Annotated in this window: 19 protein-coding genes; all 19 read left to right on the forward strand. The window is 32.3% G+C overall.

What is annotated here, in order from left to right; genetic code table 11:
• Positions 1-176: 176 nt before the first annotated feature.
• The 19 genes from buk (V6137_RS09085) to V6137_RS09175 all read left to right on the forward strand — a co-directional run bounded on the left by buk (V6137_RS09085) (position 177) and on the right by V6137_RS09175 (position 24,774).
• Entirely contained in the window at positions 177-1,268 is a 1,092-nt protein-coding gene (gene buk, locus V6137_RS09085; protein WP_425447602.1) for a butyrate kinase, read from the forward strand.
• On the forward strand, positions 1,261-2,166 hold the full coding sequence (ptb, locus tag V6137_RS09090) for a phosphate butyryltransferase (RefSeq protein WP_425447603.1): 906 nt from the start codon (positions 1,261-1,263) through the stop codon (positions 2,164-2,166). The genes buk (V6137_RS09085) and ptb overlap by 8 nt, the downstream gene beginning before the upstream one ends.
• Before the next feature lie 12 nt (positions 2,167-2,178).
• On the forward strand, positions 2,179-3,255 hold the full coding sequence (gene buk / locus V6137_RS09095) for a butyrate kinase (protein ID WP_425447604.1): 1,077 nt from the start codon (positions 2,179-2,181) through the stop codon (positions 3,253-3,255).
• Positions 3,256-3,269: 14 nt separating this feature from the next.
• The gene (locus tag V6137_RS09100) at positions 3,270-3,953 is read left to right on the forward strand and encodes a nucleotide-binding protein (protein WP_425447605.1); all 684 of its coding nucleotides are present in this window, start codon (positions 3,270-3,272) and stop codon (positions 3,951-3,953) included.
• Between the two features lie 25 nt (positions 3,954-3,978).
• Complete coding sequence (locus V6137_RS09105; RefSeq protein WP_425447606.1) at positions 3,979-4,194, forward strand: 4Fe-4S dicluster domain-containing protein; 216 nt, start codon at positions 3,979-3,981, stop codon at positions 4,192-4,194.
• Positions 4,195-4,213: 19 nt separating this feature from the next.
• The gene (locus V6137_RS09110) at positions 4,214-5,275 is read left to right on the forward strand and encodes a 3-methyl-2-oxobutanoate dehydrogenase subunit VorB (RefSeq protein WP_425447607.1); all 1,062 of its coding nucleotides are present in this window, start codon (positions 4,214-4,216) and stop codon (positions 5,273-5,275) included.
• The gene (locus V6137_RS09115; protein WP_425447608.1) at positions 5,275-6,021 is read left to right on the forward strand and encodes a thiamine pyrophosphate-dependent enzyme; all 747 of its coding nucleotides are present in this window, start codon (positions 5,275-5,277) and stop codon (positions 6,019-6,021) included. Before V6137_RS09110 ends, V6137_RS09115 begins: the two co-directional genes overlap by 1 nt.
• Position 6,022: 1 nt before the next feature.
• Complete coding sequence (locus tag V6137_RS09120) at positions 6,023-6,562, forward strand: 2-oxoacid:ferredoxin oxidoreductase subunit gamma family protein (RefSeq protein ID WP_425447609.1); 540 nt, start codon at positions 6,023-6,025, stop codon at positions 6,560-6,562.
• Between the two features lie 305 nt (positions 6,563-6,867).
• Positions 6,868-7,770, forward strand: a complete 903-nt coding sequence (locus V6137_RS09125; protein ID WP_425447610.1) for a YitT family protein — start codon at positions 6,868-6,870, stop codon at positions 7,768-7,770.
• Positions 7,771-8,172: 402 nt separating this feature from the next.
• Positions 8,173-10,662, forward strand: coding sequence for an immune inhibitor A domain-containing protein (locus V6137_RS09130; protein ID WP_425447611.1), 2,490 nt, complete (start codon positions 8,173-8,175; stop codon positions 10,660-10,662).
• 467 nt (positions 10,663-11,129) lie between these two features.
• Positions 11,130-12,473 carry a phosphoglucosamine mutase gene (gene glmM / locus V6137_RS09135; protein ID WP_425447612.1) on the forward strand — a complete coding sequence of 448 codons (1,344 nt, stop codon included), beginning with the start codon at positions 11,130-11,132 and terminating at the stop codon, positions 12,471-12,473.
• Between the two features lie 793 nt (positions 12,474-13,266).
• The gene (gene glmS / locus V6137_RS09140) at positions 13,267-15,093 is read left to right on the forward strand and encodes a glutamine--fructose-6-phosphate transaminase (isomerizing) (RefSeq protein WP_425447613.1); all 1,827 of its coding nucleotides are present in this window, start codon (positions 13,267-13,269) and stop codon (positions 15,091-15,093) included.
• A 279-nt stretch (positions 15,094-15,372) separates the two neighbouring features.
• Complete coding sequence (locus V6137_RS09145; RefSeq protein ID WP_425447614.1) at positions 15,373-16,581, forward strand: AarF/UbiB family protein; 1,209 nt, start codon at positions 15,373-15,375, stop codon at positions 16,579-16,581.
• Between the two features lie 16 nt (positions 16,582-16,597).
• Positions 16,598-18,112 carry a phytoene desaturase family protein gene (locus V6137_RS09150; RefSeq protein WP_425447615.1) on the forward strand — a complete coding sequence of 505 codons (1,515 nt, stop codon included), beginning with the start codon at positions 16,598-16,600 and terminating at the stop codon, positions 18,110-18,112.
• 290 nt (positions 18,113-18,402) lie between these two features.
• Positions 18,403-20,454 (forward strand): sensor domain-containing protein, encoded by a 2,052-nt coding sequence (locus tag V6137_RS09155; protein WP_425447616.1) that lies wholly within the window; start codon positions 18,403-18,405, stop codon positions 20,452-20,454.
• 450 nt (positions 20,455-20,904) lie between these two features.
• Positions 20,905-22,263 carry a uracil-xanthine permease family protein gene (locus V6137_RS09160; RefSeq protein ID WP_425447617.1) on the forward strand — a complete coding sequence of 453 codons (1,359 nt, stop codon included), beginning with the start codon at positions 20,905-20,907 and terminating at the stop codon, positions 22,261-22,263.
• 264 nt (positions 22,264-22,527) lie between these two features.
• Positions 22,528-22,746 (forward strand): FeoA family protein, encoded by a 219-nt coding sequence (locus V6137_RS09165; RefSeq protein WP_425447618.1) that lies wholly within the window; start codon positions 22,528-22,530, stop codon positions 22,744-22,746.
• A 20-nt stretch (positions 22,747-22,766) separates the two neighbouring features.
• Complete coding sequence (gene feoB, locus V6137_RS09170) at positions 22,767-24,620, forward strand: ferrous iron transport protein B (RefSeq protein ID WP_425447619.1); 1,854 nt, start codon at positions 22,767-22,769, stop codon at positions 24,618-24,620.
• A 13-nt stretch (positions 24,621-24,633) separates the two neighbouring features.
• Positions 24,634-24,774 (forward strand): hypothetical protein, encoded by a 141-nt coding sequence (locus tag V6137_RS09175; protein ID WP_425447620.1) that lies wholly within the window; start codon positions 24,634-24,636, stop codon positions 24,772-24,774.
• Positions 24,775-24,866: the final 92 nt, after the last annotated feature.

Genomic DNA, 24,866 nt, shown 5'->3' on the forward strand with positions numbered 1-24,866 from the left:
AGGTTTAAAATATTAAGAAAAATTAACAACTATTTAGTAGACTGGAAAAAAGCATTTTTTTTTGGTATATTATTAATAGGAGTTTAAAAATACTGTATACATAAAATGGTTGGCATAAAAATTGCATATTTAATATATTGGATTAAATTTCGGAAAAAAAGTATAGGGGTGAAATGATGGAAAGAAAGTACATTCTTGCAATAAATCCAGGTTCAACTTCTACAAAGGTGGCTTTGTATAAAAATAAGGAAAAGGTTACCACAAAGAAGATAGAGCATAATACAGAAGAACTTGAAAAATTCGAGAAAATAACAGAACAGTATCAATATAGGTTAGATATGATATTAAATTGGCTAGAAAAAGAAAATATAAAGACCAAAGAGTTAAGAGCAGTAGTTGGCAGAGGTGGTCTTTTAAGATCTATGCCCGGGGGAACCTATTTAGTAACGGATAAGATGATAGATGACTTAAAAATAGGCATACAAGGGGAGCATGCCTCAAATCTAGGTGGGATTATTGCAAAGGGAATAGGAGATAAAGAGGGGATTAAATCCTTTATTGTAGATCCTGTTGCAGTTGATGAGTTTGAAGAAGTGGCTAGAGTATCTGGTATGCCTGATATTAAAAGAAAATCGTTGGTTCATGCACTAAATATAAAAGCAGTATCCCACAGGGCGGCTAAAGAGCTAAAAAAAGATTTATCAGAAATAAATTTAGTGGTAGCCCATTTAGGTGGAGGAATATCTATAGCTCCTGTTAGAAAGGGCAGGATTATAGATGTTAATAATGCCAATGAAATGGGACCATTCTCTCCAGAAAGGGCAGGGGGACTTCCTGTTGGAGATTTAGTAAAAATGTGCTACTCTGGGGAGTATACTTATAAGGAGATTAAAAAGAAACTAAAGGGTAAAGGTGGACTTGTTGCATATCTTGGCACTAATGATGCTAAAGAGGTTGTTGATAAAATAGAAAATGGAGATAATAAGGCTAAACTAGTATTTGAGGCCATGGGCTATCAAATAGGTAAGGAAATTGGACAAATGTCTGTTGCGTTAAATGGAGATGTAGACAAAATAGTTATAACTGGTGGTCTTGCCCATGCAAAAATGTTGACAGATTATATAGAAGATATGGTTAAATTTATAGCCCCTGTTACGGTATATCGTGGGGAAGATGAACTTGAAGCATTAAATGAAGGCGCCCTTAGGGTATTAGAGGGGGAAGAAAAGGAAAAAATATACGAAGAAGAGGTGAATATAAATGATTAAGACTTTTAATGATGTTTTAAATCTAGCAAAGGAGAGAGGCCCTAAAACTATATCTGTTGCAGTGGCCCAAGATAAAGAAGTATTGTTAGCAGTTAAAAATGCAGTGGATAAAGAAATAGTAAAGGCAATATTAGTCGGTGATAGTGAGAAAATTAGAGAAATCTCTGAAGAAATAAACTTAGATATTAATGGTATTGATATTGTTGATGAAAAGGATGTAACTGAAGCTTCAAGAAAAGCAGTGGAATTAGTTAGTTCAGGTAAAGCCCATATAGTAATGAAGGGACTGGTTGATACATCTATAATATTAAAGGCAGTATTAGATAAAGAAATAGGCCTTAGAACAGGTAAAGTACTTAGTCATGTGGCTATATTTGATACTGAGTGTTATGACAAATTGTTATTTGTTACAGATGCGGCGATGAATATAGCACCAACACTAGAACAGAAAAAAGAAATAATAGAAAATGCAGTATATGTTGCCCAATCAGCGGATATCAATGAACCTAAGGTTGCTGCAGTTTGTGCAAAGGAAAAGGTTAATCCTAAGATGCCAGCAACAGTTGATGCCAAGGAATTAGAAGAAATGAATAAAAAAGGTGAAATAGAAGGATGTATAGTAGGTGGTCCCTTTGCCCTTGATAATGCAGTTTCTAAAGAAGCAGCCAAGCATAAAGGTATAGATCATCCAGTAGCAGGAGATGCTGACATTATATTAGTTCCAACAATTGAAACTGGTAATGTTCTTTATAAAGCACTAAATTTTTTAGCCAACTCTAAAAGTGCAGGTATAATAGTTGGAGCAAAGGCACCAATAGTATTAACATCAAGAGCCGATAGTGATGAAGCAAAATTAAATTCAATTGCTTTAGGTGTATTAATGGCATCTAAAAAATAGGAGGGACGAGAAATGACAGAAACATATAGATTGTTAGTTATAAATCCAGGATCTACATCCACTAAGATAGCTATATTTGATAATGAAAAGCTAGTATTAGAAGAGACATTAAGACATTCTTCAGAGGAGTTAAAAGATTTTGAAACTATATTTGATCAATATGAGTTTAGAAAGAATATAATCCTTGAGATATTAAATGAAAAGGGAATAAATATAACTAAGTTAAGTGGAGTAGTTGGTAGAGGTGGATTATTAAAGCCTATATCAGGGGGAACATATGAAGTAAATGATAAAATGCTAGAAGATTTAAAGGTGGGAGTTCTAGGAGAGCATGCATCCAATATAGGTGGGGTTATAGCTTATGAGATAGCTTCCCAACTTAATATACCATCCTTTATAGTAGACCCAGTGGTTGTGGATGAAATGGACGATGTTGCAAGGATATCAGGAATGCCTGAGATTGATAGAAAAAGTATATTCCATGCTCTAAATCAAAAAGCTGTTGCAAGAAGGGCTTCAAAAGAATTAGATAAAGAATATGAAGATACTAACTTAATAGTAGCCCACCTAGGTGGAGGAGTTTCAGTTGGTGCCCATAGAAAAGGTAAGGTTGTAGATGTTAATAATGCATTAGATGGAGAGGGACCATTTTCGCCGGAAAGAAGTGGTGGATTACCAGTTGGAGATTTAGCAAAACTATGTTACTCAGAAAAATATACATTGGCAGAAATTAAAAAGAAAATAAAAGGTAAAGGTGGACTTATTGCTTACCTTAATACTAACGATGGTAGAGAAGTAGAAAAGATGATAGAAAATGGAGATAAAAAAGCAGAGTTAGTATATAAGGCTATGGCATATCAAGTTGCCAAGGAAATAGGAAGTTGTTCAGCCGTATTAAAGGGAGATGTAGATGGTATTGTTCTTACCGGTGGTATAGCCTATGATAAAAACTTCGTTTCATGGATTAAAGAAAGAGTAGAGTTTATATCTAAGGTATTTGTATACCCAGGAGAAGATGAACTTATAGCATTAGCTCAAGGTGGTCTGAGAGTATTAAGGGGAGAAGAAAAAGCAAAACAATACTCATAAAGATAGGTGATGAAATGTTAAATGATAATAGAATTAGAATCATAACAGGACACTATGGAAGTGGTAAAACAGAGTTTGCAGTAAATTACGCAGTAAAGTTAGCTAATGATAAAGAGAAAAAAGTAGCTTTAGCAGACTTAGATGTTATAAACCCTTATTTTAGAAGTAGAGAAAAAACAAAGGAACTTTCAGAATTAGGTATAAAAGTTGTTGGGAGTTCTGTTAATACTCCAAAGGCAAATGTAGATGTTCCTGCCGTATCGGCAGCAATTTATGGATTACTACAAGATGAAGAGTGCAATGCAGTATTAGATGTAGGTGGAGATCCCACAGGGGCTAGGACCCTTGGTAGATATAATCAGTATTTTAAAGAGGGAAATTATGACATGTTGTTTGTTATAAATGCTAATAGACCCGAAACTCAAACTGTAGAAAAAGCAATTGAATACCTTAGAAGGATAGAAGCGGTATCAAGGGCAAAGGTAACTGGGCTAATTAATAACACCCACTTACTAAAAAGTACAACAATAGATGATGTATTAAGGGGTCAAAAATTAGCAGAGGAAGTATCAAAGGAAATAAATATACCAGTTAAGTATGTATCATGCCTAGAGCATGTTGCAGATAAATTACCTAAAGATATACAAGGTGAGGTATTCCCGATGAAATTATTTATGAGGGAAGATTGGATGCTATAATTACTAAAAAAGGGAGGGTTGAAAAATGGCAAAAGGTAAAGTTACTTTTGAAGTGGATCGTTGTAAGGGATGTGAGCTATGTACTACAGCGTGTCCAGTAAATATAGTAGTAATGGATAAAGAGAGAATTAATATAAAAGGATATCACCCAGCTACAGTTAAAGAAATGGACAAATGTATAGGATGTGCAAACTGTGCCACAGTATGTCCAGATGTAGTTATAACAGTTGAAAGAGAATAATTTTAAGGAGGGATATTAAATGGCTAAAGTATTAATGAAAGGTAATGAGGCTATAGGTGCTGCAGCTATTAAGGCTGGATGTAACTATTTCTTTGGTTACCCAATTACACCACAAAGTGAACTTCCTGAATATATGGCTAGGGAGCTACCAAAGGTAGGAGGAGTATTTTTACAATCAGAAAGTGAGGTTTCTGCTATAAACATGGTTTATGGAGCAGCGGGAGCAGGAGCAAGAGTAATGACAGGTTCATCAAGTCCTGGTATTGCCCTTAAGCAAGAGGGGATTTCTTATATAGCAGGAGCAGAACTTCCATGTGTTATAGTAAACATTGTAAGGGGAGGTCCTGGTCTAGGCGGTATTCAACCTGCCCAGTCAGACTACTATCAAGCTACAAGAGGTGGAGGAAATGGTGACTACAGACATGTAGTTTATGCACCAGCTAGCTTACAAGAGATGGTTGACTATGTAATAGAATCATTTGATGTTGCTGATCAATATAGAATTCCAGTTATGATAATAGGTGATGGAATGATAGGTCAGATGATGGAGCCAGTTGAGTTTAATGATCCTAAGCCAAGAAATCTGGCGGCTAAAGATTGGGCTACAGTAGGTACAAAAAATGAAAGAGAGCATAATGTAATCAATTCATTATTTATAGATCCTCAAGAGCTAGAAGATCATGTTATAAGACTTGAGAAAAAGCATGAAGAAATTAAGAAAAACGAAGTAAGAGTTGAGGAAGTTAATGTAGAGGATGCAGACGTAGTAGTTGTAGCATATGGAACTACTTCAAGAATTGTAAAAAATGCAATGGCAAAATGTGAAGAAGAGGGAATAAAGGTAGGACTTATAAGACCTATTACTTTATGGCCATTCCCAGATGGCTCATTTGATAAGATTACTGATAAAACTAAAGGTGTTTTAACAGTTGAAATGAGTACAGGTCAAATGATAGATGACGTTAAGATAGCATTAAATGGAAGAAAGCCTGTTCATTTCTATGGAAGAACTGGTGGTATGGTTCCAACTCCAGATGCTATAGCAGACGAGATTAGAAAGATCGCAGGGGGTGAAAAGTAATGGCAACTGTTTTTGAAAGAAGTAAAGGTTTAACAAATAAAGAATTTACTTACTGTCCAGGATGTACCCATGGTATCATTCACAGATTGGTAGCAGAGGTTTTAGAAGAACTTGATGTTTTAGGAAAAGCAGTAGGTGTAGCTCCAGTTGGATGTTCAGTTTTCGCATATGACTTCTTTAGCTGTGATATGCAAGAGGCTGCCCATGGTAGAGCACCAGCTGTTGCAACTGGAATAAAGAGAGTTCATCCAGATAATGTAGTATTTACTTATCAAGGTGATGGAGACTTAGCATCAATAGGTACTGCTGAAATAGTTCATGCAGCTCATCGTGGTGAAAGAATAACTACAATATTTGTTAACAATGCTATATATGGTATGACAGGAGGCCAAATGGCTCCTACTACATTAATTGGTCAAAAGGCTACTACAGCTCCATATGGTAGAGATGAAGCGGATACTGGTAAACCAATTAGAATGTCAGAAATGTTAGCTACAATAGATGGAGCTAAGTTTGTGGAAAGGGTTTCAGTACACAATGCAGCAAATATAAGAAAAGCTAAAAAGGCTATTAAAAAAGCTTTCGAACTTCAATTATCAGGAGAAGGATTCGGAATAGTAGAAGTATTATCAACATGTCCTACTAACTGGGGAGTAACTCCTGTAGAAGGACTTAAATGGTTAGAAGAAAATATGATTCCTTACTATCCATTAGGAAACTTCAGAACACCTGAGGAGGTGGAGTAGAATGCAAGAAAGAGTAATAATGGCAGGATTCGGTGGTCAAGGTATAATGTCAATGGGACAACTTTTAACATATGCTGGTATGATAGAGGGTAAGCATGTATCATGGTTACCATCCTATGGACCAGAAATGCGTGGAGGTACTGCTAACTGTAATGTTACAGTTTCAGATGACCCAGTAGGCTCACCTATAGTAACTGAGGCTACAGCAGCTATAGTTATGAACCTACCTTCATTAGATAAATTTGAATCTGATATAGTAGAAAAAGGTAATCTACTTATAAATAGCTCTCTTATAGAAAAGAAAGCGGAGAGAGAAGATATAGATGTATATTATATTCCAGCTAATGATATAGCAAATGAACTAGGTAATAGTAAAGTTGCAAATATGATTATGCTAGGAGCATATCTAGAACTAACTAAAGCAGTTAAAAGAGAGTCAATTTTAGAGGCATTAAAGAAAGTATTCGGAGAGAGAAAAGCTCACTTACTACCTTTAAATGAAAAGGCTTTAGATAGAGGAGCGGAAGAAGTTAGGAAGTAAAGAATAAATAATAAATAATAAAGAATAGATAATGAGCAAAGTGGCCTTAGGCCACTTTGTTTTGTTGTAGAGCTTAATATATTCAATTCAGATTGGGGGATTTGTAATCCTCCAGCTGATTTTTAAAACAAATAATTAACTATATCACAAAAATCTAGAATTACAAAACAAAACCCTCACATTATTTTATAACAATATCTTAACAAAAAACATGTTACTTTACGGTTGCAATATGGAATATATATAGTATAATAACTTTAAAAATAAAGAGGGATTTCCCTCGAACAAGAAGAGAGGTTTTAAAAGTGCAACTTGCAAAAAAGGCAAGTTCTAGTTTTAAAAAAGTAAGTTTAGACTCTAGTAGCTTGGCTGAACCATTGACGAAATTGGGTGCCATATTTTTAGGTAATCTACTGTGTTCCATAGCTTTTAATGGATTTTTTATTCCAAATCAATTAATAAGTGGAGGAACAGGGGGAATAGCTATAATGACCTATTACCTAACAGAGATACCAACCGGGTTAGTAGTATTTTTACTTAACCTACCATTGTTTTTCGTAGGTGCTAAGATCATAGATAAAAAGTTTACCATTTATAGTTTCATATCTATGATAACACTATCATCTTTATTAGGTTTAACAGCTGATATACACAAGTATATTGAGATTGATGACTTACTATTAGCATCGATATTCGGAGGTATTTTAAATGGTGTAGGAATGGGACTTATGTTTAGAAACAAAGTGTCCCAAGGTGGTTTAGACATAGTAGCTGCTATATTTAGAAAGAAATTTAATATGAATGTAGGTACAGTATTGATGGGAGTGAATACTATCATAGTTGCATCATCATCAATATTATTTGGATTAAAGCCTGCAATGTACACTATTATAGCACTATATATTGCATATCAAATAGTTGATAAGGTACAAAAGGGTCTAGATACTAAAAAAACTGTTGTGATTATATCAAAAAACTCAGAAAAACTAGCTAAAGAGATAATAGGAAACTTAAAAAGAGGTGTAACTTTTCTAAATGGAGAAGGAGCATATAATAATGATAATAAGAAAATAATATATTGTACAGTAATGTCCACACAGGTTGGAAAATTAAAAGATATAGTTGAAAAAATTGATAGTGATGCCTTTATTACCATTAATGATGTAGAAGAAGTTAAAGGTAAAGGGTTTAAAGATATAGGAATATAATGAAACGAAAAGGGAAGAGATCGAAAAAGATCTCTTCCCTTTTCGTTTTATTATTACAAATTATAAATTTTAAATTGTAAATTAAAAGACAAAATGCACGAGCGTATGGGAGGATTTAGGAAGTTAAAAATCTCGCTGTTAGTTACAGGAAGTTAAAAATCTCGTTGTTAGTTACAGGAAGTTAGGAATCTCGTTGTTAGTTGCTGGGGGATTCGTAATCCCCCAGCTCACAAATATTTCGATACAATTAAAATAATTTTACACAAATGAAAATAATCCAACTAAAATATTTGAAATTTCACTATATTTATAATATAATACATATATAGTTACAATAATGAAATATTAAATATAGTTTCATTATTATTAAATTTATCACAATAATTATTAGGGGGAGTTTTTATGGGAAAAAGGTTCTGTGGCTTTACATTATCAATTGTTTTAATATTCACACTTTTCATCTCTAGCACCAGTTTGGCAACGACCGATACAACAAAGGAAGAGGAGATATTTGTTGCTAAGCCGTTAGTGATTCTTATGGATTATAAAGACTATAGTCATAAAGATCTTATGGAAAAAGAGGAATGGACTATAAATGGCTTTGAAGGGGATCATTTTACCAAAGAGTTCTATGAGAAAATGTTTTTTGGCGAGGATACATATAAAGGCTCCGATGGAAGAGATTTTATAACTATGAATAAATTTTTTAAAGAATCATCAGGAAATACTTACTCTGTAAAGGGAGGAGTAGCCGGCTGGTATACCGCTAAAAATAATGCTAAATATTATGGAGCTAATACAGATGGTAGTGACCAAGATGATGCCACTAGACTGGTTATGGAGGCAGTAGAAAAGGTAGCAGCTGATCCTAATATAGATCTATCCGATTACGATGTAGAAGACAAATGGGATAAAGACAAAGATGGAAACTATTATGAGCCAGATGGAATAATAGATACATTAATAGTAGTTCATGCAGGTAGAGGGGAAGAATGGGATAATGGGTTAGGAGAAGATGCCATATGGCCATTTAGAGCAGGGCTAAGTTGGTATGATACCACCGATTATAAAATGTATGAGGTAACAGATCATAAAGGAGAAAAATGGTTAGCAGAAGACTTTACAGTATTTGAACAGGATTTACCCCTTGACTTATTAATTCATGAATATGGTCATGTATTGGGATTACCCGATTTATATTCCACATCAGGAGGAAATCCTCCAGTTGAAAATTGGTCTCTTATGGGAGGAAGTTATACAGGAGTAATACCGGGAACATTCCCAAATGATTTTGGAGCTTACTGTAAAGAATATTTACAAGATAAGTTTGAAAAAATGTTTAAAAATGATAAAGAAAATAATTTTAAAGTAGATTGGCAAAATAAAGCAACTTATAACTATGAAGATATTAATTCATCTGGAATAGATGTAACTTTAGATCAGACTAGCTTAAAGGGAAATAATAAAGATGCTGTTAGGATAGATTTACCACAGAAAAAGACTATTATAACTACACCTACTAGTGGAAAGTATGCTTATTTTAGTGGTAATGATAATAATTCAGAAAATTTTATGACCACAGATTTAGATTTAACAGGGAAAGAAAGTGCTAAGCTAACATTCAAAACTTGGTATGATATAGATCCAGGATTTGATTTTGCTTCTATTATGGTCAAGGAAAAGGGAAAGGAAGATTGGACAGCCATAGAAGGTAATATAACTACAACAGAGGTTGATGATTGGGTTAAAGAAAATGAAACACCGAAAGAAATAGAAAAGAGGAATCCAGGACATGGTATAACAAATGACTCAGGAAATGAATGGGTAGATGCGGAGTTTGATTTAACTGGGTATGTTGGCAAAGAAATAGATCTTGCAGTGCGTTGGTATAGCGATGGTAATACACCAGAGAAAGGAATATATATTGACGATATAGAAGTTATAGGAGATGGAGATGTAATACTATCTGATAATGGAGAAAAAGAATCTGAATTTAAGCTGGAAGATTTTAGTAAGAATGATGGAATAGTTAAATCAGAACATTATTATATACTTGAATGGCGTAATAACACTGGAAAAATAGATAAGCTATATACTTCGTGGAGTGAAACTGCTTCATATGATCCAGGCCTTGTGGTATGGTATATAGATAAGATGTGGATCAATGATATGGGAAGACCAGATCAAAATACAGAAGCCCACACAGGCTATGCCTTTGCTGGGGTAGTAGATGCAAGTCAAGAACCAGTTTTATATGAATATACTTCAGGGGATAAAAAAGGAGAAAATGGTATAGAAAGAGTTGGGTATCAAATGTATGATGCTGCATTTAGCTTAAGGGAGAACTCTGGATTTAATAAAAAGGGTGATACTTATAAAGTTTGGGATTCTGACATAACCCCAAGGTCAGTATTTGATGATTCTAGGGATTATACAAGTAAAAAGTCAGATCCTCAAGGAGGACTTAAGTTACCTAAATATGGATTAAAGTTCCTAGTTACAGAGGAGAGTAGTGATAGAAGCACCGCTAAAATCCATATAATGAGAACCGATAGATTAAATAAAGAAATGGACATAAGAGATATAGAGGTTAATGGCTCTAAAGTAACAGTGACAGTGGAAAAGGGTGAAAAAGAGTTATCTAGTAAAGCCACTTTATCTTATGTATTAGATAGTGAAGAGGGGTTAGTAGAAAAAGTCATTACTTTGACAAAAGACACTAGTGGAAATTATACAGGTTCCATAGCTGAAATAAATAAAGTAAATAGAAAAGGCATTTGGAAGGTAAGTCACGTAATAATAGAAGATAAAGAGGGAAACGCAAAAGCATTCTATAATTCAGATGTACATTCAGGTTATGGAATAAATTTGTCAAGTGGAAACATAAAGTAAAAAAATAAACCTTACTTTATCAATACTTTGGAGGATCTCTGATCCTCCAATTTTTTAATGTTTAATAAACTTACTTTTTTTATAAAAAAAGTAACTGCCTATAATAAAGTGATATTAGGCTATATAGAAGTTGTGAAAAATTTTAATGTTTGCATAGTAATAACCACATATTTTTTATTTAGGTCTTGAATATATTCAGGACGACTTTGAAGCCATACATAAATTTATGGACTCCCCAGCTCCCTGCTCTCTGCACCTTGCACAGAACAAAGAAAGAACAAAGTCACCTTTGTTCTGAAACTTTTTTCGCTATAATTCGTCTAATGAATTAGTCTCCATTATACTTTAGAAAATAGCTATTATAATAGATAACAAATATTTGGAATATATATATTTTTATATTACATTGTACAAGCTATTGTAATATGATATTATTAAAAAGACTATATATGATTTAGGAGGTTATTATGGGTAGTTTTTTTGGAACAGATGGAGTAAGGGGTATTGCAAATAAGGAATTAACCTGTGAACTTGCATATAAGCTAGGTAGAGCAGGAGCATATATTTTAACAGAGGGTAAAAAAAATGCTAAAATAGTTATAGGAATGGATACAAGAATATCGGGAGATATGTTAGAGTCTGCATTAGTGGCAGGTATATGCTCAGTAGGAGTAGATGCCCTATGTATTGGAGTTGTACCTACACCGGCAGTTGCCTATCTAACTAGAAAATATAAAGCAGATGCAGGCATAGTTATTTCAGCATCCCATAATCCTGTGGAATATAATGGAATTAAATTCTTTAATGATAATGGATATAAATTAACTGATGAAATAGAAGATAAAATAGAAGGTATAATCAAAAATGATGATAAAATAGAAAATCCAGTGGGAGAAAAGGTTGGTAAAAAGGAAGTTGTAGATAATGGAGTAAAAGAATATACTGATTACTTAAAAACAACTATAGATGTTGACTTTACAGGACTTAAAGTTGCGATGGACTGTGGTAATGGAGCCTGTTATGAAGCGGCTCCAATGTTACTTGAAGAATTAAATGCAGATATAAAAGTAATAAATGATGAGCCAAATGGCATAAATATTAATGTTGAATGTGGATCTACTTGCCCAGAAAAAACACAGGAACTGGTCAAAGAAATAGGGGCAGATATAGGAATAGCTTTTGACGGAGATGCCGATAGACTTATAGCAGTTGATGAAAATGGAGATATAGTAGATGGTGACTATATAATGGCCATATGTGGTGAGTACTTAAAATCTAAAGGGAAACTTCCCAAGGATACAGTAGTTGCCACTGTTATGAGTAATATGGGACTTGATATTTATCTTAAAGAAAATACTATGGATATAGTAAAAACTAAAGTGGGAGATAGATATGTTGTTAAAGAAATGCTAGATAAGGGATATTCTTTAGGTGGAGAACAATCGGGACATATAATATTTTTAGATTACAACACAACAGGAGATGGCTTATTAACAGCTATACAATTAATATCGGTATTAAAGGAAAGTAATAAAAAGATGTCTCAACTGGCTAAAGGTATGAAAAAATTACCTCAGATCCTTGTAAATGCTAAGGTATCTCAAGAAAAGAAAAAAAATTATTTAAATGATAAAATAATAAAAGAAGAAATAACTAAGGTAGAAGAAAGGTTTAAAGGAGAAGGTAGAGTCCTTATAAGACCTTCAGGTACAGAACCCCTAGTTAGAGTAATGATAGAGGGAAAAGACACAGATGAAATAAAAAAAATAGCAGAAAACTTAGCAGGAATTATAGAAAAAAGACTTAAGTAAGGAATAAGTTGATAATTGAGAATTGAGAGTGGAGAGTTAAGGTACAAATCAGCCTTGGCTGATATCAGAGTATTGACAAAGTAAGTAAAAATGTCCGCCAGTCCTCGGATTTGGAAAATATATAGAAACGGTCGAAAATAGAATTCCAAACTCGCTATGCTCAAACAGTGGAATTCAAGCGATTTTCTCCCTTATTCTATATTTTCACAAATCCTGCGGAATGGCTCCCATTTTTACTTACTTTGTCTAAAGAGGCTTTGTCAACAGACTGAAATCAGCCTTGGCTGATATAACATATAATAAACAGCCATTAAACTTTGCATCAACAACGACCATTAACTATTAACTCTTAACTAGAAAAAGTAATAGCTTCGATTTTAATCGAAGGTCACCACAATTTTCAACTGTCAATTGTCAATTAATTAAAGGGGGGGATGAAAACAAAAAACAAGTAGATTCAAATTCATTCGAAGGTTTCCATTGGTAAATTAAATAATATTAAAGCGCCAGGACTTAGAGGGGACCCCTTTAAGTTGACGAGGACATGGTTTAGCGAAGGTCGGCGGATGCCATGCGGTGTTACTACCATCGATAGATGCCGGACAAAACACATAAGTGATTATGTGCACAAATAACGGTTGAGTAGTTAAAAAACCAACTTAGGGTGGGTTTTTTTGTGATACGCAAAAAGTTTTAATTCAAAGGTTTTGATGGATACGGAAGCCATCAACTAAGGTTTATATTAAGTAATCTGTAACTTGAAAAATAAATATGGAAAGGTGGAATAAATTAAATGTGTGGTATAGTTGGATATATAGGAGATAATAAAGCGGAGAATATTTTAATAGATGGATTAGCAAAGTTAGAATACAGGGGATATGACTCAGCAGGAATAGCTGTATTAAGGGATAGTAAACTAGTAATAAGAAAATATAAAGGTAGACTATCTGTACTAGAAGAAAAGCTTAATAAAGAAAATCTAAGTTCTAATGTGGGAATAGGTCATACAAGATGGGCAACCCATGGAGAACCATCAGATGCAAACTCTCATCCCCATGCCAATGGGAATGACACAATAGCAGTTGTGCACAACGGGATTATAGAAAACTTTATGGAACTAAGGGAACAACTAGAAGAGGAAGGTTATAAATTTAAATCGGAAACAGATACAGAAGTAATATCCCATCTTATAGATTATTACTATAAGGGAGATATACTTGAGGCTGTAAGAAGGGCAATCAAAAGACTAGAAGGAGCTTATGCTATCGCAGTTACATCTAAGGATGAACCGGATAAATTAATAGCAGTAAGAAAAGACAGTCCATTAATTATAGGAATAGGAAATAATGAAAACTTTATAGCATCTGATATACCTGCCATATTAAAATATACAAGAAATGTATATATATTAGATGATGGAGAAATGGCAGTTATTAAAAAGAATGAAATAGAATTAATGAATATAGAGGGAGATAAAATAGATAAAGAAGTGTTTAATGTAACATGGGATGTGGAATCAGCAGAAAAAGGTGGATATGACCACTTTATGATAAAGGAAATATATGAGCAACCAAAGGCCCTTAAAGAAACTCTATCTCCTAGGATAAATGATAAAAAGGAAATCAACTTAGACGGAATAAACTTAACGAAGGAAGAAATAGAGAAGTTTAGCAGAGTCTATATAATAGCTTGTGGTACTGCATACCATGCAGGGCTATTAGGAAAATCCTTAATTCAGAAGTATGTAAAGATACCCGTAATAACTGATGTTGCATCGGAATTTAGATATAGTGATCCATTTATAGATGAGAACACCCTTATGATAGTAGTAAGTCAATCAGGGGAAACGGCAGACACATTAGCGGCACTAAGGCTTGCTAAAGAAAATAAAGCAAGGGTTATGGCAGTTACCAATGTGGTAGGAAGTACTATTTCAAGGGAAGCGGATGATGTAATATATACTTGGGCAGGACCAGAAATAGCAGTTGCTTCAACAAAGGCATATACAACTCAAATGTTATCCTTTGGATTAATAGCCCTTGATATGGCAATAAAGAAAGGAACATTATCAAAAGCGGAGGCAGATAAAGTAATAGATGAGCTAATTAGTGCATCAGATAAAGTAAAAAGTATACTAGAAGATGTTAAATTAACAGAGGAAGCAGCAGAAGAAATATATAACAAAGAAAATGTATTCTTTATAGGTAGGGGAATAGACTATGATGTTGCTAGAGAAGGATCATTAAAACTTAAAGAAATATCATATATTCACTCAGAAGCAATTCAAGCAGGGGAGTTAAAGCACGGAACATTGGCCCTTATAGAAAAAGGAACTCCAGTGATAGCCCTTGCTACTCAAGATAAATTATACGATAAAATGCTAAGTAATATGAAAGAAGTAAAAGCTAGAGGAGCCCATGTAATAGCAGTTGCTAAAAAAGGAAATAAAGAAGTAGAAAAATCAGCAGATAAAGTAATATACATTCCAGATGTATTAGATGAATTAGCATCTATACTAAGTGTCATACCTTTACAATTATTATCATATTATGTAGCAGTAAAAAGAGGTTGTGATGTTGATAAACCAAGGAATCTCGCCAAAAGTGTTACTGTGGAGTAAGTATTTCCTGGGAAATTTGTCGGTTGGGAAATATAAAAATATAAGATAATATCATAATTAAAGTCATATAAATTTAGACTAAAAAGATCTAAGTTTATATGGCTTTTTTGTATAATAATTAATTATTTATAAAAATAAAGGATCATATATGGACTTTGTCATATGTGTTTTTGAGTTAATTTCCATAATTTAAAATATAACTTAATGCTTTATTAGCCTAAAATAGGGTAAATAAAAAGTAAATTATATTCAACTAGAAAAGGGGGAGGTGGGGATGGCATGAACATAATATCTTTTTTCGGTCTAATAAGGGAAATATTTAAAAAAGGAAAGCCTGACTTGGAAAAAATCGAAGAGAAGGGGCTGTTAGCAGTAAAGATAGGTCAAGTGTTTGCCCTTAGGATTGACTTTTTATCTCCTGAAAAGTGTACTTATCTTTCTAAATTATATCAAGATAATAGTTTTTTACCTAAGGAAGACTACGAAGTATTAATAAAAAGATATACAGGACCCTATTGGAGAGACAGATTTTTAAGTATAGAGGAAAAGCCCCTTGCCAGTGCATCAATAGCCCAAGTTCATAGGGGGAAATTGCATACAGGAGAAGATATTGTAATTAAACTTGTTAAGAAGGATTTTGTTAGTGATTTTAAGCAAGATGTTAATAAAGTGACCTCATTATTTAAATTTATAACTTTTTTCTATCCAAAGTTAAGAAGAGTAGCTAATCCTGTGGAATTACTTAAAATGATTAAAGATGATACTTTATCAGAGCTAGATTTAAACAATGAAATTAAAAATCAAAATATTCTTAAAAAAATTTATAATAATAATAAAGCTAAGTTTGATTTGAGTGATTTAAAGTTTCCAAAAGCTTATAAAAACTTATCCAATGAAAGGGTTTTAGTGACAGAGGAAATAAAGGGAGAGACATTTGAGAAATTATTACAAAGAAATGAACTGCCCTATGAACAACTATTAAAGTTGTTTCATATACATGGATTTTATATGTTTGTTATAGGAACTTTCCATGGTGATCTTCATCCAGGAAATATTATGCTTAAAGATGACAAAATATATTTTATAGATTGCGGAGCCATAGGACAAGTATCTAAAAACTTAAGGGTAGGTCTCTTTAGATTTATGAAACATTTAAGCTACTATGAGTTTGAAAGCTGTGCTAAAAGTTTAAATGACATGTCAGATGTTAAGTTAAAAAAAGATGACTTTAAAAAGTTCCAAAAAGATTTTTTAAAGTTATATAAAGACTTTCCTAATAAAACAGTGTCGGAGGTAAGTCTGACAAAACAGATGATGGCAACAATAAAGCTTGGAGTTAATCATGGTATGGATTTTAATAAAAATATATTTTCCATAATAAAAAGTCTAATGTATTTAGATGGTATGGTTATAAGGTGCAATCCAGATGCAGTATTGATGAAAGATATGAGGGCTAATGTAGAAGAGTTAGAGAAAACAATAGACTAAAGTTAGGGGGATGATTATGACAAAAAAAGTATCTATTATAGGAGCTGGACCAGGAGGTTTAACATCGGCAATGATTTTAGCTAATCAAGGCTATGATGTAACAGTATTTGAAAAACAGGATTATATAGGTGGACGAACATCATCTTTTACTCTAAATAACTATACCTTTGATTTAGGGCCTACATTTTTAATGATGGATTATATTTTAAAAGAGATATTTGAAAATACAGGTAGAGATTTAGAGGATTATATCGATATAAAAGAAATTGATCCCCTTTATAGACTAGTATTTAAAGGAAAAAGGGAGTTTTACCCAACTAGGGACCAACAGGTTATGGTTAAGGAAATAGAAGAGATGTTTCCTGGTAATGGAGAAGGTTATAAAAAATTCATGAAAAAGGAAAAAGAGAAATTTGAAAAGTTAATTCCATGCTTACAAGTGCCATATGGAAGAAGAAGAGATTTTCTTACTAAAAGATTCCTTAGATCCATTGGCTATTTAGATGCCCATATAAGCCTTTATGATAAGTTAGGAGAGTATTTTAATGATGATGATCTTAAAATAGCTTTTACATTTCAGTCTAAATATTTAGGTATGTCTCCATGGGAATGTCCAGGAACCTTTAGTATTTTGTCATATATAGAACATGGAGGGGGAATATATCATGTAATGGGGGGACTTAATCAGATTACAAAGGCTATGGCGAAAGTGGTTGAAGAAGAAGGTGGAGAGATTAAATTATCCACTGCTGTAGATAAAGTTATTATAGAAAATGGAAAGGCAATAGGGGTGAAGCTAGAAAATGGAGACATAGAGTATAGTGACCATGTTGTATTAAATGCTGATTTTGCCCATGCAATGAATAATTTAGTAGAGGATAAACATAAGAAGAAATATACTAATAAGAAACTAGAAGAAAAGAAATATTCTTGCTCTACATTTATGCTGTATTTAGGTGTGGATAAGATATATGATATTCCCCATCATAATATAATTTTTTCTGATGACTATAAAAAGAACGTAGACGAAATAACAAAATATAAAATATTATCTGAGGATCCGTCTATATATATTCAAAATGCAAGTGTTAGTGACTCTAGCCTGGCACCGGAAGGGAAGTCCACCATTTATGTCCTAGTACCTGTGGCTAATAATAGTGGCAATATTAACTGGAAAGAAGAAAAATCAAAATTAAGGGAAAAAGTTCTAGATATTATGGAAAATAAAGCAGGATTAAAGGATATAAGGGAGCATATAGAAGTGGAAAGGATAATAACTCCCATAGAATGGGAAGAAGAAAAAGACGTATATAGGGGAGCAGTTTTCAATCTAGCCCATAATGTTGGTCAAATGTTATACTTTAGGCCCCATAATGAATTTGAAGAATTTGAGAATTGTTATTTAGTAGGAGGAGGAACCCATCCCGGCAGCGGGTTGCCAACTATATTTGAATCGGGAAAAATATCATCTAAATTAATAATGAAAAAGGATGGTATTAAGGTTAAAGAAAAAGTAACAAGTAAAGCTTAAAATAATCTATCATAGTAATATTTAGTAAAAGGTATACTAGAATAATTGTAACAACTATTATGTCTATGGTCCTAATTTTTATAGGGATAGTTATTAGATTTAAAAATAAATATATAGCTAAAAAGTAGGGTTAAACTAAAACTAACCTTACTTTTATAATTTCCATAAAAACATAGATAGTTTTGAAAAGTGAATTAGATAAAAAATACAAATTGACAATATTCGACCAATTAAATATAATCAAAGTTAGATATGAATTTTAAATATACTTAATTGGATGGGAGACTTTTATGAAAAATATAATAGATATTATAAATTTGAATATAGAAGAAAACTCTATTAGCCCAAAGAGAATAGGAATGAAAATAGTAGGGATATATTTATTTGTTGGTGTGCTATGGGTTGGATTATCAGATAAAATTTTATCAATGATCTTTAGTAATTTTAGTATATATGGTAAAGTACAATTATTCAAAGGGTGGCTCTTTGTTATATTAACAGCTATCTTATTATTTCAGTTGATTTATAATAGCTTAAAAAAAATCAAGAAATTAATATATAAGGTGAATGAAAGTAATGAAGAGTTAAATACACTGAATGAAGAATTAATTGCTGTAGAAGATGAGCTGGAAGATAAAATATTAGCATTAGATGATATGAAAACTCAACTTAAAAATGAGAGGGATTTTGCCAATAACATACTAGATGGAGGTAATTTGTCCATTATCATATGGACCTTAGACGGAGTAGTTGTTGATATAAATCAATATACTTTGGAGTTATTAGGATACAATAGGGATGAAGTATTATACAAGAAGCTTTTTGATAGTATTGTACCAAAGGAAGAGATGGATAGTATAAAGTATGTATTAGATAATATAGAAGAAAATAGATTTTTAAATGATTTTGAAAATAAAGTTATAGCAAAGGATAAAACTGAATTTATATTTTTATGGAATAATAATATTATTAAAGGTACTGATAATAAAAAATATATAGCATCCTTTGGGGTAGATATAACAAAGCAAAGGCTTCAAGAAAGAAAGATATTTAATTTAGCCTATTATGACTCCTTGACAGGACTAAATAATAGGTCTAAATTAGAAAGAATGATTAATGAATATTTACAAGATGATGATATAGAAAATTTTGCAATAATATATTTTGACTTAGATAATTTCAAGAATATTAATGATACATATGGACATACTTATGGAGATAATTTATTAAAAAGTATATCACAAAAACTGCTGAAATTAACGAACGATAATATTATGTTATTTAGGTTAGGTGGAGATGAGTTTTTATATGTGTATAAAAACTATTCAAACAAAAAAGAAGTAGATATTCTAAGAAAAAAAATAATGAATGTATTCAAAAATCAATGGAGCATAGAAAATTATGAATTTTATATAAGTATAAGTGTTGGTATATGTTATTATCCTGAACATGGAAATACTTATACTGAGTTGTTACGTAATGCAGATACTGCGATGTATAATGCCAAAAGAAATGAAAAAGGTACCTTTAGGGTTTTTGATAAAAATATGTATTGTGAAATCAAAAATACTGTTGAACTTGAAAAGGATTTAAGAAAGGCCATATTAAATGAAGAATTTTATTTAAATTTTCAACCGATAGTAGATTTAAGTACAGGGAAAATAAGGTCATTTGAAACCTTAATTAGATGGCATCATCCCCATAAGGGATTTATACCTCCTAATAAATTTATTGATTCAGCGGAAAAAAATGGACTTATATATATTATTGGAAATTGGGTTATAAGTGAAGTATTTAAGATTCAAAGACAGAGGAAAAAAGAGAATAAAAAGGATATTAAGATATCAATTAATCTTTCTCCAAATCAGTTGGACCATGAATCATTTATAGAATTTTTAGAAGATCAAGTAGAGGTATATGACATAGATACAAGTTTAATTGAGTTTGAAATAACCGAGATGTCCCTTATAAAAGATTTCGATAAAGCGGTTATTAAACTTAATAAGATGAAAATTATGGGATTTAGTATAGCCCTTGATGATTTTGGAACTGGATTCTCTTCTATAAACTATTTAAGGAAGTTACCTATAGATTATATAAAAATAGATAAATCCTATATAGATAATATACATACTACTTTAAAGGATTTAAACTTGGTTAATATAATTATACAAATGAAAGAAATATTTAATTATAAGATTATAGCAGAGGGTATCGAATATGATAGACAGGAAACATTGTTAAAAAATCTTAGATGTGATTATGGACAAGGTTATTTGTTTTATAAGCCTATGGGGTATGACAAGCTCAATGAGATACCAGAGGAAAATATATGGGAATAGAAAGGAGATGAAAGTCTTCTTTTTTCTTGTTAATAGATATATGCTTCCTTGTATAAAGTTAATAATATATTAGCTATTTTATAGTATAAATCCAATATAAATTGTAGAAAGTTTAACAATTGTGAAAACGTTATTGTAAAACTTATTAACTAATGTTAAAATGATAATAAGAAAAATTGATACTTTCTTGGCAATGTTAACCTCTTTTATAGAATAGTTAACATTAATAAGTATCTATAAGATAACTAAATAGCTCAATATCGACCCGGCAATGGTTTATGAAAATATGTTTATTTAGCATAAACAGGTCAAGGTATGGATGTAATTTTAAAGAAAACGTTTTTATTATAATGGTCTAATTCATTTCGTTTCCTAAAAGGATGTTTCTTTATTATGCAACCATAAATGACTTGAGTTTCTAGAAAACATTAAACTATTGGAGGGATTTTTTTGAGCAAAAAACAGAAAAGTAATTCGGTATTTGACTTGAATGGAAGACCGTCGGTTGGCAAAGCAATACCTTTATCAATTCAGCACGTTTTAGCTATGATAGTTGGTAACATAACCCCGGCCATTATAATTGCAGGGGTAGTTGGAATGGGGTCAGCAGATAAGACTTCCCTTGTACAGGCTGCAATGTTTGTTGCAGGAATCGCTACTTTAATTCAGTTGTATCCTATTTGGAAAGTAGGCTCAAGGTTACCTATTATTATGGGTGTAAGTTTTGCTTATGTGCCTACGTTAATTAGTTTAGGTAGTGAATATGGTATAGCAGGTATTTTTGGTGCTCAGTTAGTAGGGGGACTTGTTGGTGTTTTAGTTGGTATATTTATTAAACCTTTAAGAAAGTTTTTTCCACCTATTGTTGCAGGGACAGTTGTATTAACTATAGGACTATCTTTATACCCAGTAGCTATTAATTATATCGGTGGTGGAGTAGGAGCTGAAAATTTTGGTTCCCTATTATATTTAGGAATAGCATTTATAACACTGGCAGTTGTACTAGTCTGTAATCACTTTGCAAAAGGGTATTTTAAGCTAGCTTCAATATTGGTTGGTATAGTTGTTGGTTATATTATTTCTTTAATAGCCGGTATAGTAGATTTTGCTCCAGTACGTGAAGCCGCTTGGTTTGAATTACCTAAATTTGGTCATTTCGGTATGGAATTTCATGGACCAGCTATTTTTTCTATGGTTCTTATATATATTGTTAATTCAGTTCAAGCAGTTGGAGACTTTTCAGCCACAACAGTTGGTGGTTTAGGAAGACAGGTTACAGATGATGAGTTATCAGGAGGTATAATAGGTAATGGTCTTACAAGTGTAGTTGCATCTTTCTTTGGAGGTTTACCAACAGCTACATTTAGTCAAAATGTTGGTATAGTTGCAATGACAAAGGTAGTAAGTAGATTTGTTTTAGCTTTAGGGGCAGGATTTATATTACTTGCAGGATTTATACCTAAGTTTGGAGCATTAATGACAACTATTCCCCAAAGTGTTCTTGGTGGAGCTACTATTACAGTATTTGCAATGATCACAATGACAGGGGTTAAACTTATTATTCAAGATGAATTATCGGGTAGAAATGTAACGGTTGTTGGATTAGCAGTGGCCCTTGGAATGGGAATAACTCAAGTTCCAGAAATACTATCTCAGTTTCCCCATGAAGTTACAGTTATATTTGGAAACTCAGCGGTAGTTATAGCTACAATAGTGGCATTTGTATTAAATATAGTTTTACCTAAAAAGACTATAGCAGATGAAGAAAAAGAAAGAAAGGCAATGGAGGCAGAGCATGAAGTTGCTTAAAAAATGATACATGGCAAAAGCCATGTATCATTTTTTTAAACTAAAAATATCTTGACATATTTATAACAGATTAATATACTATAGATAGTGATAACAGTTATCACTATCTATAGTATATGTGTAAGTGAAAATTTAATAAATTTACATATTGTATTTGTGATTTGAATCAATGAAATTATTACAGATTTTTTTTAAACTAATAATGAAAATAGATTTCAAATAAAATATATTATTAATAATCAAAATGGTGAGGAGGCAAGTTTGATGACATTAGGAGATATAAAAAATGGAGACCATATTCGCATATTAAATATACCCGATGAAAAGGTAAGAGCTCAAGCATTTAGGTTTGGGATATCGGAAGGTGCATCTGTAGTTTGTATTGAGAAAATACCCAAGGGACCAGTTATATTGAAAAAGAATCTACAGGAATTAGCTATAGGAAGAAGATTAGCCGAAAAAATAACAGTAGAAATGGTATAGTTTTTTAAGGAGGTTTAAAAATGGATTGTTGTAATATTAGTCATCAGATAGATATTCCAAAAGGAGCTAAAAAAATTGTTTTAACTGGAAATCCCAATGTAGGGAAATCCATATTTTTCAATTCCTTTACGGGTGTTTACGTAGATGTTTCCAATTATCCTGGGACAACCCTTGATATAAGTTCAGGAAAATATAATGATGATGTTGTCATTGATACTCCAGGAGTATATGGAGTTTCTTCATTTAATGATGAAGAAATAGTTGCTAGGGATGCTATTGCATCGGCTGACGTTGTAGTAAATGTTGTGGATGCAGTTCATCTAGAGCGGGATTTGTTTTTGACTCAGCAGGTTATTGATATGGGAATACCGGTTATAGTGGCATTAAATATGATGGATGAGGCCCAGAAAAATGGATTGGATATCGACATAAAAAAATTAAGTAAAGAACTGGGAGTACCTATAATACCTACTATAGCTCCAAAGGGAGAAGGTTTAGAAGAAGTAAAGGAAAGTGTTAATAAAGCTAAAGTGGGAACCAGTAGTCTGAAGCTAGATAAGAAGATGGATGGATTAATAGCCCAAAACATAAGAAAATCTGAAGCCATGTTAATTCTTGAGGGAGATCCCCATGTTGCGGAAAAGAACAACATTAGTCCAATGGACTTTAGGGAAGAAATTTATAAAGGCAGAAGAGAAAGAGTAAATGAAATTATAGATAAGGTTGTAAAGGAAACAAAATCAGGAAATAGCTTTAAAACTAAACTTGGAAGATTAATGGTAAAACCTATAACAGGTATACCAATGCTATTAATATCATTATATTTATTATATCAATTTGTTGGTGTGTTTATAGCCCAGACTGTAGTTGGCATAACTGAAGAAACATTTTTTATAGAAAAATATGAACCCTTTATAACAGGAATAGTTACTAAGTTTGTAGATGCAACTTCTTTAGTGGGAGAATTATTGGTAGGAGAGTTTGGTCTACTTACTATGGCGGTTACTTATACATTTGGTTTATTACTACCCCTTGTTATAGGATTCTATTTTTTCTTAGGTTTATTAGAAGACTCGGGGTATATGCCTAGAATAGCAGCCTTAGTTGATAGAATGCTAACTAAACTTGGGTTAAATGGTAGGGCTATTATTCCTATGCTACTTGGTTTTGGCTGTGTAACTATGGCTACCATAACTACTAGATTACTTGGTTCTAAAAGGGAAAGGATTATTGCAGTATTTTTATTAGGCCTTGCTATTCCATGTTCAGCCCAGTTAGGGGTAATAGCGGGACTTATAGCACCTCTAGGAGCAAAATTCTTTATTATATATGTATTAGCTATATTTATTGTATATGTGTTAGCAGGTACCTTGTTAAACAAAGTTTTACCGGGAGAGTCAACTGATCTGTTAATAGATTTACCACCATTAAGATTACCTAGGTTAACCAATGTTCTTAAAAAGACATATATTAAATCTTTATCTTTTATAAAGGAAGCTGGTCCTATATTTGCAATTGGAGCTGTTGTAATAACACTAATGTCTAGATTTGGAATATTAGAAGCAATACAAGATGCTGTTGCTCCTATAACTACTGGATGGTTAGGTCTTCCTAAAGAAGCGGCAACCGCATTTATTATGGGTATAGTAAGACGTGACTTTGGTGCTGCAGGCTTAAGTGCTTTATCAATGAGTCCAGCTCAAACAGTTGTATCATTAATAACTATAACACTATTTGTACCTTGTATAGCTGCTATGATGATAATGATAAAGGAAAGAAGTTGGAAAGAATCATTAGTAATATGGTTTGGAAGTTGGATCACAGCATTTGTAACGGGAGGTATTGTAGCTAAGTTATTTCTTTTGATACCATAAAGGAGATGTTATTGTGGGTTGTAATACAGATAAAGGCATAAGAATATGTTCTCAATGTAAGTATGAAATAAAAGATCCTAAGGCTATAAGATGTCCAAGATGTTTTAAAATACTACTAAAAAAATGTTCGGAATGTAAAGGTTGTAGTTTTTAAGAAATTTAATATAGTACGTTTTTCAATAACATAAAAACATGGATATTAATATCCATGTTTTTTTATGTTATTTAATTCATAGATTTTAATCC

The organism is Dethiothermospora halolimnae, from assembly GCF_037577855.1.
Lineage (GTDB): Bacteria > Bacillota > Clostridia > Tissierellales > VENL01 > Dethiothermospora > Dethiothermospora halolimnae.

Excerpts from the sequence above, each read along its gene's own strand:
- buk (WP_425447602.1), top strand. The coding sequence starts at position 177 with ATGGAAAGAAAGTACATTCTTGCAATAAATCCAGGTTCAACTTCTACA.
- buk (WP_425447604.1), top strand. The coding sequence starts at position 2,179 with ATGACAGAAACATATAGATTGTTAGTTATAAATCCAGGATCTACATCC.
- feoB (WP_425447619.1), top strand. The coding sequence starts at position 22,767 with ATGGATTGTTGTAATATTAGTCATCAGATAGATATTCCAAAAGGAGCT.
- V6137_RS09100 (WP_425447605.1), top strand. The coding sequence starts at position 3,270 with ATGTTAAATGATAATAGAATTAGAATCATAACAGGACACTATGGAAGT.
- V6137_RS09155 (WP_425447616.1), top strand. The coding sequence starts at position 18,403 with ATGAAAAATATAATAGATATTATAAATTTGAATATAGAAGAAAACTCT.
- V6137_RS09130 (WP_425447611.1), top strand. The coding sequence starts at position 8,173 with ATGGGAAAAAGGTTCTGTGGCTTTACATTATCAATTGTTTTAATATTC.
- glmS (WP_425447613.1), top strand. The coding sequence starts at position 13,267 with ATGTGTGGTATAGTTGGATATATAGGAGATAATAAAGCGGAGAATATT.
- glmM (WP_425447612.1), top strand. The coding sequence starts at position 11,130 with ATGGGTAGTTTTTTTGGAACAGATGGAGTAAGGGGTATTGCAAATAAG.
- V6137_RS09105 (WP_425447606.1), top strand. The coding sequence starts at position 3,979 with ATGGCAAAAGGTAAAGTTACTTTTGAAGTGGATCGTTGTAAGGGATGT.
- ptb (WP_425447603.1), top strand. The coding sequence starts at position 1,261 with ATGATTAAGACTTTTAATGATGTTTTAAATCTAGCAAAGGAGAGAGGC.
- V6137_RS09115 (WP_425447608.1), top strand. The coding sequence starts at position 5,275 with ATGGCAACTGTTTTTGAAAGAAGTAAAGGTTTAACAAATAAAGAATTT.
- V6137_RS09110 (WP_425447607.1), top strand. The coding sequence starts at position 4,214 with ATGGCTAAAGTATTAATGAAAGGTAATGAGGCTATAGGTGCTGCAGCT.
- V6137_RS09145 (WP_425447614.1), top strand. The coding sequence starts at position 15,373 with ATGAACATAATATCTTTTTTCGGTCTAATAAGGGAAATATTTAAAAAA.
- V6137_RS09120 (WP_425447609.1), top strand. The coding sequence starts at position 6,023 with ATGCAAGAAAGAGTAATAATGGCAGGATTCGGTGGTCAAGGTATAATG.
- V6137_RS09150 (WP_425447615.1), top strand. The coding sequence starts at position 16,598 with ATGACAAAAAAAGTATCTATTATAGGAGCTGGACCAGGAGGTTTAACA.
- V6137_RS09165 (WP_425447618.1), top strand. The coding sequence starts at position 22,528 with ATGACATTAGGAGATATAAAAAATGGAGACCATATTCGCATATTAAAT.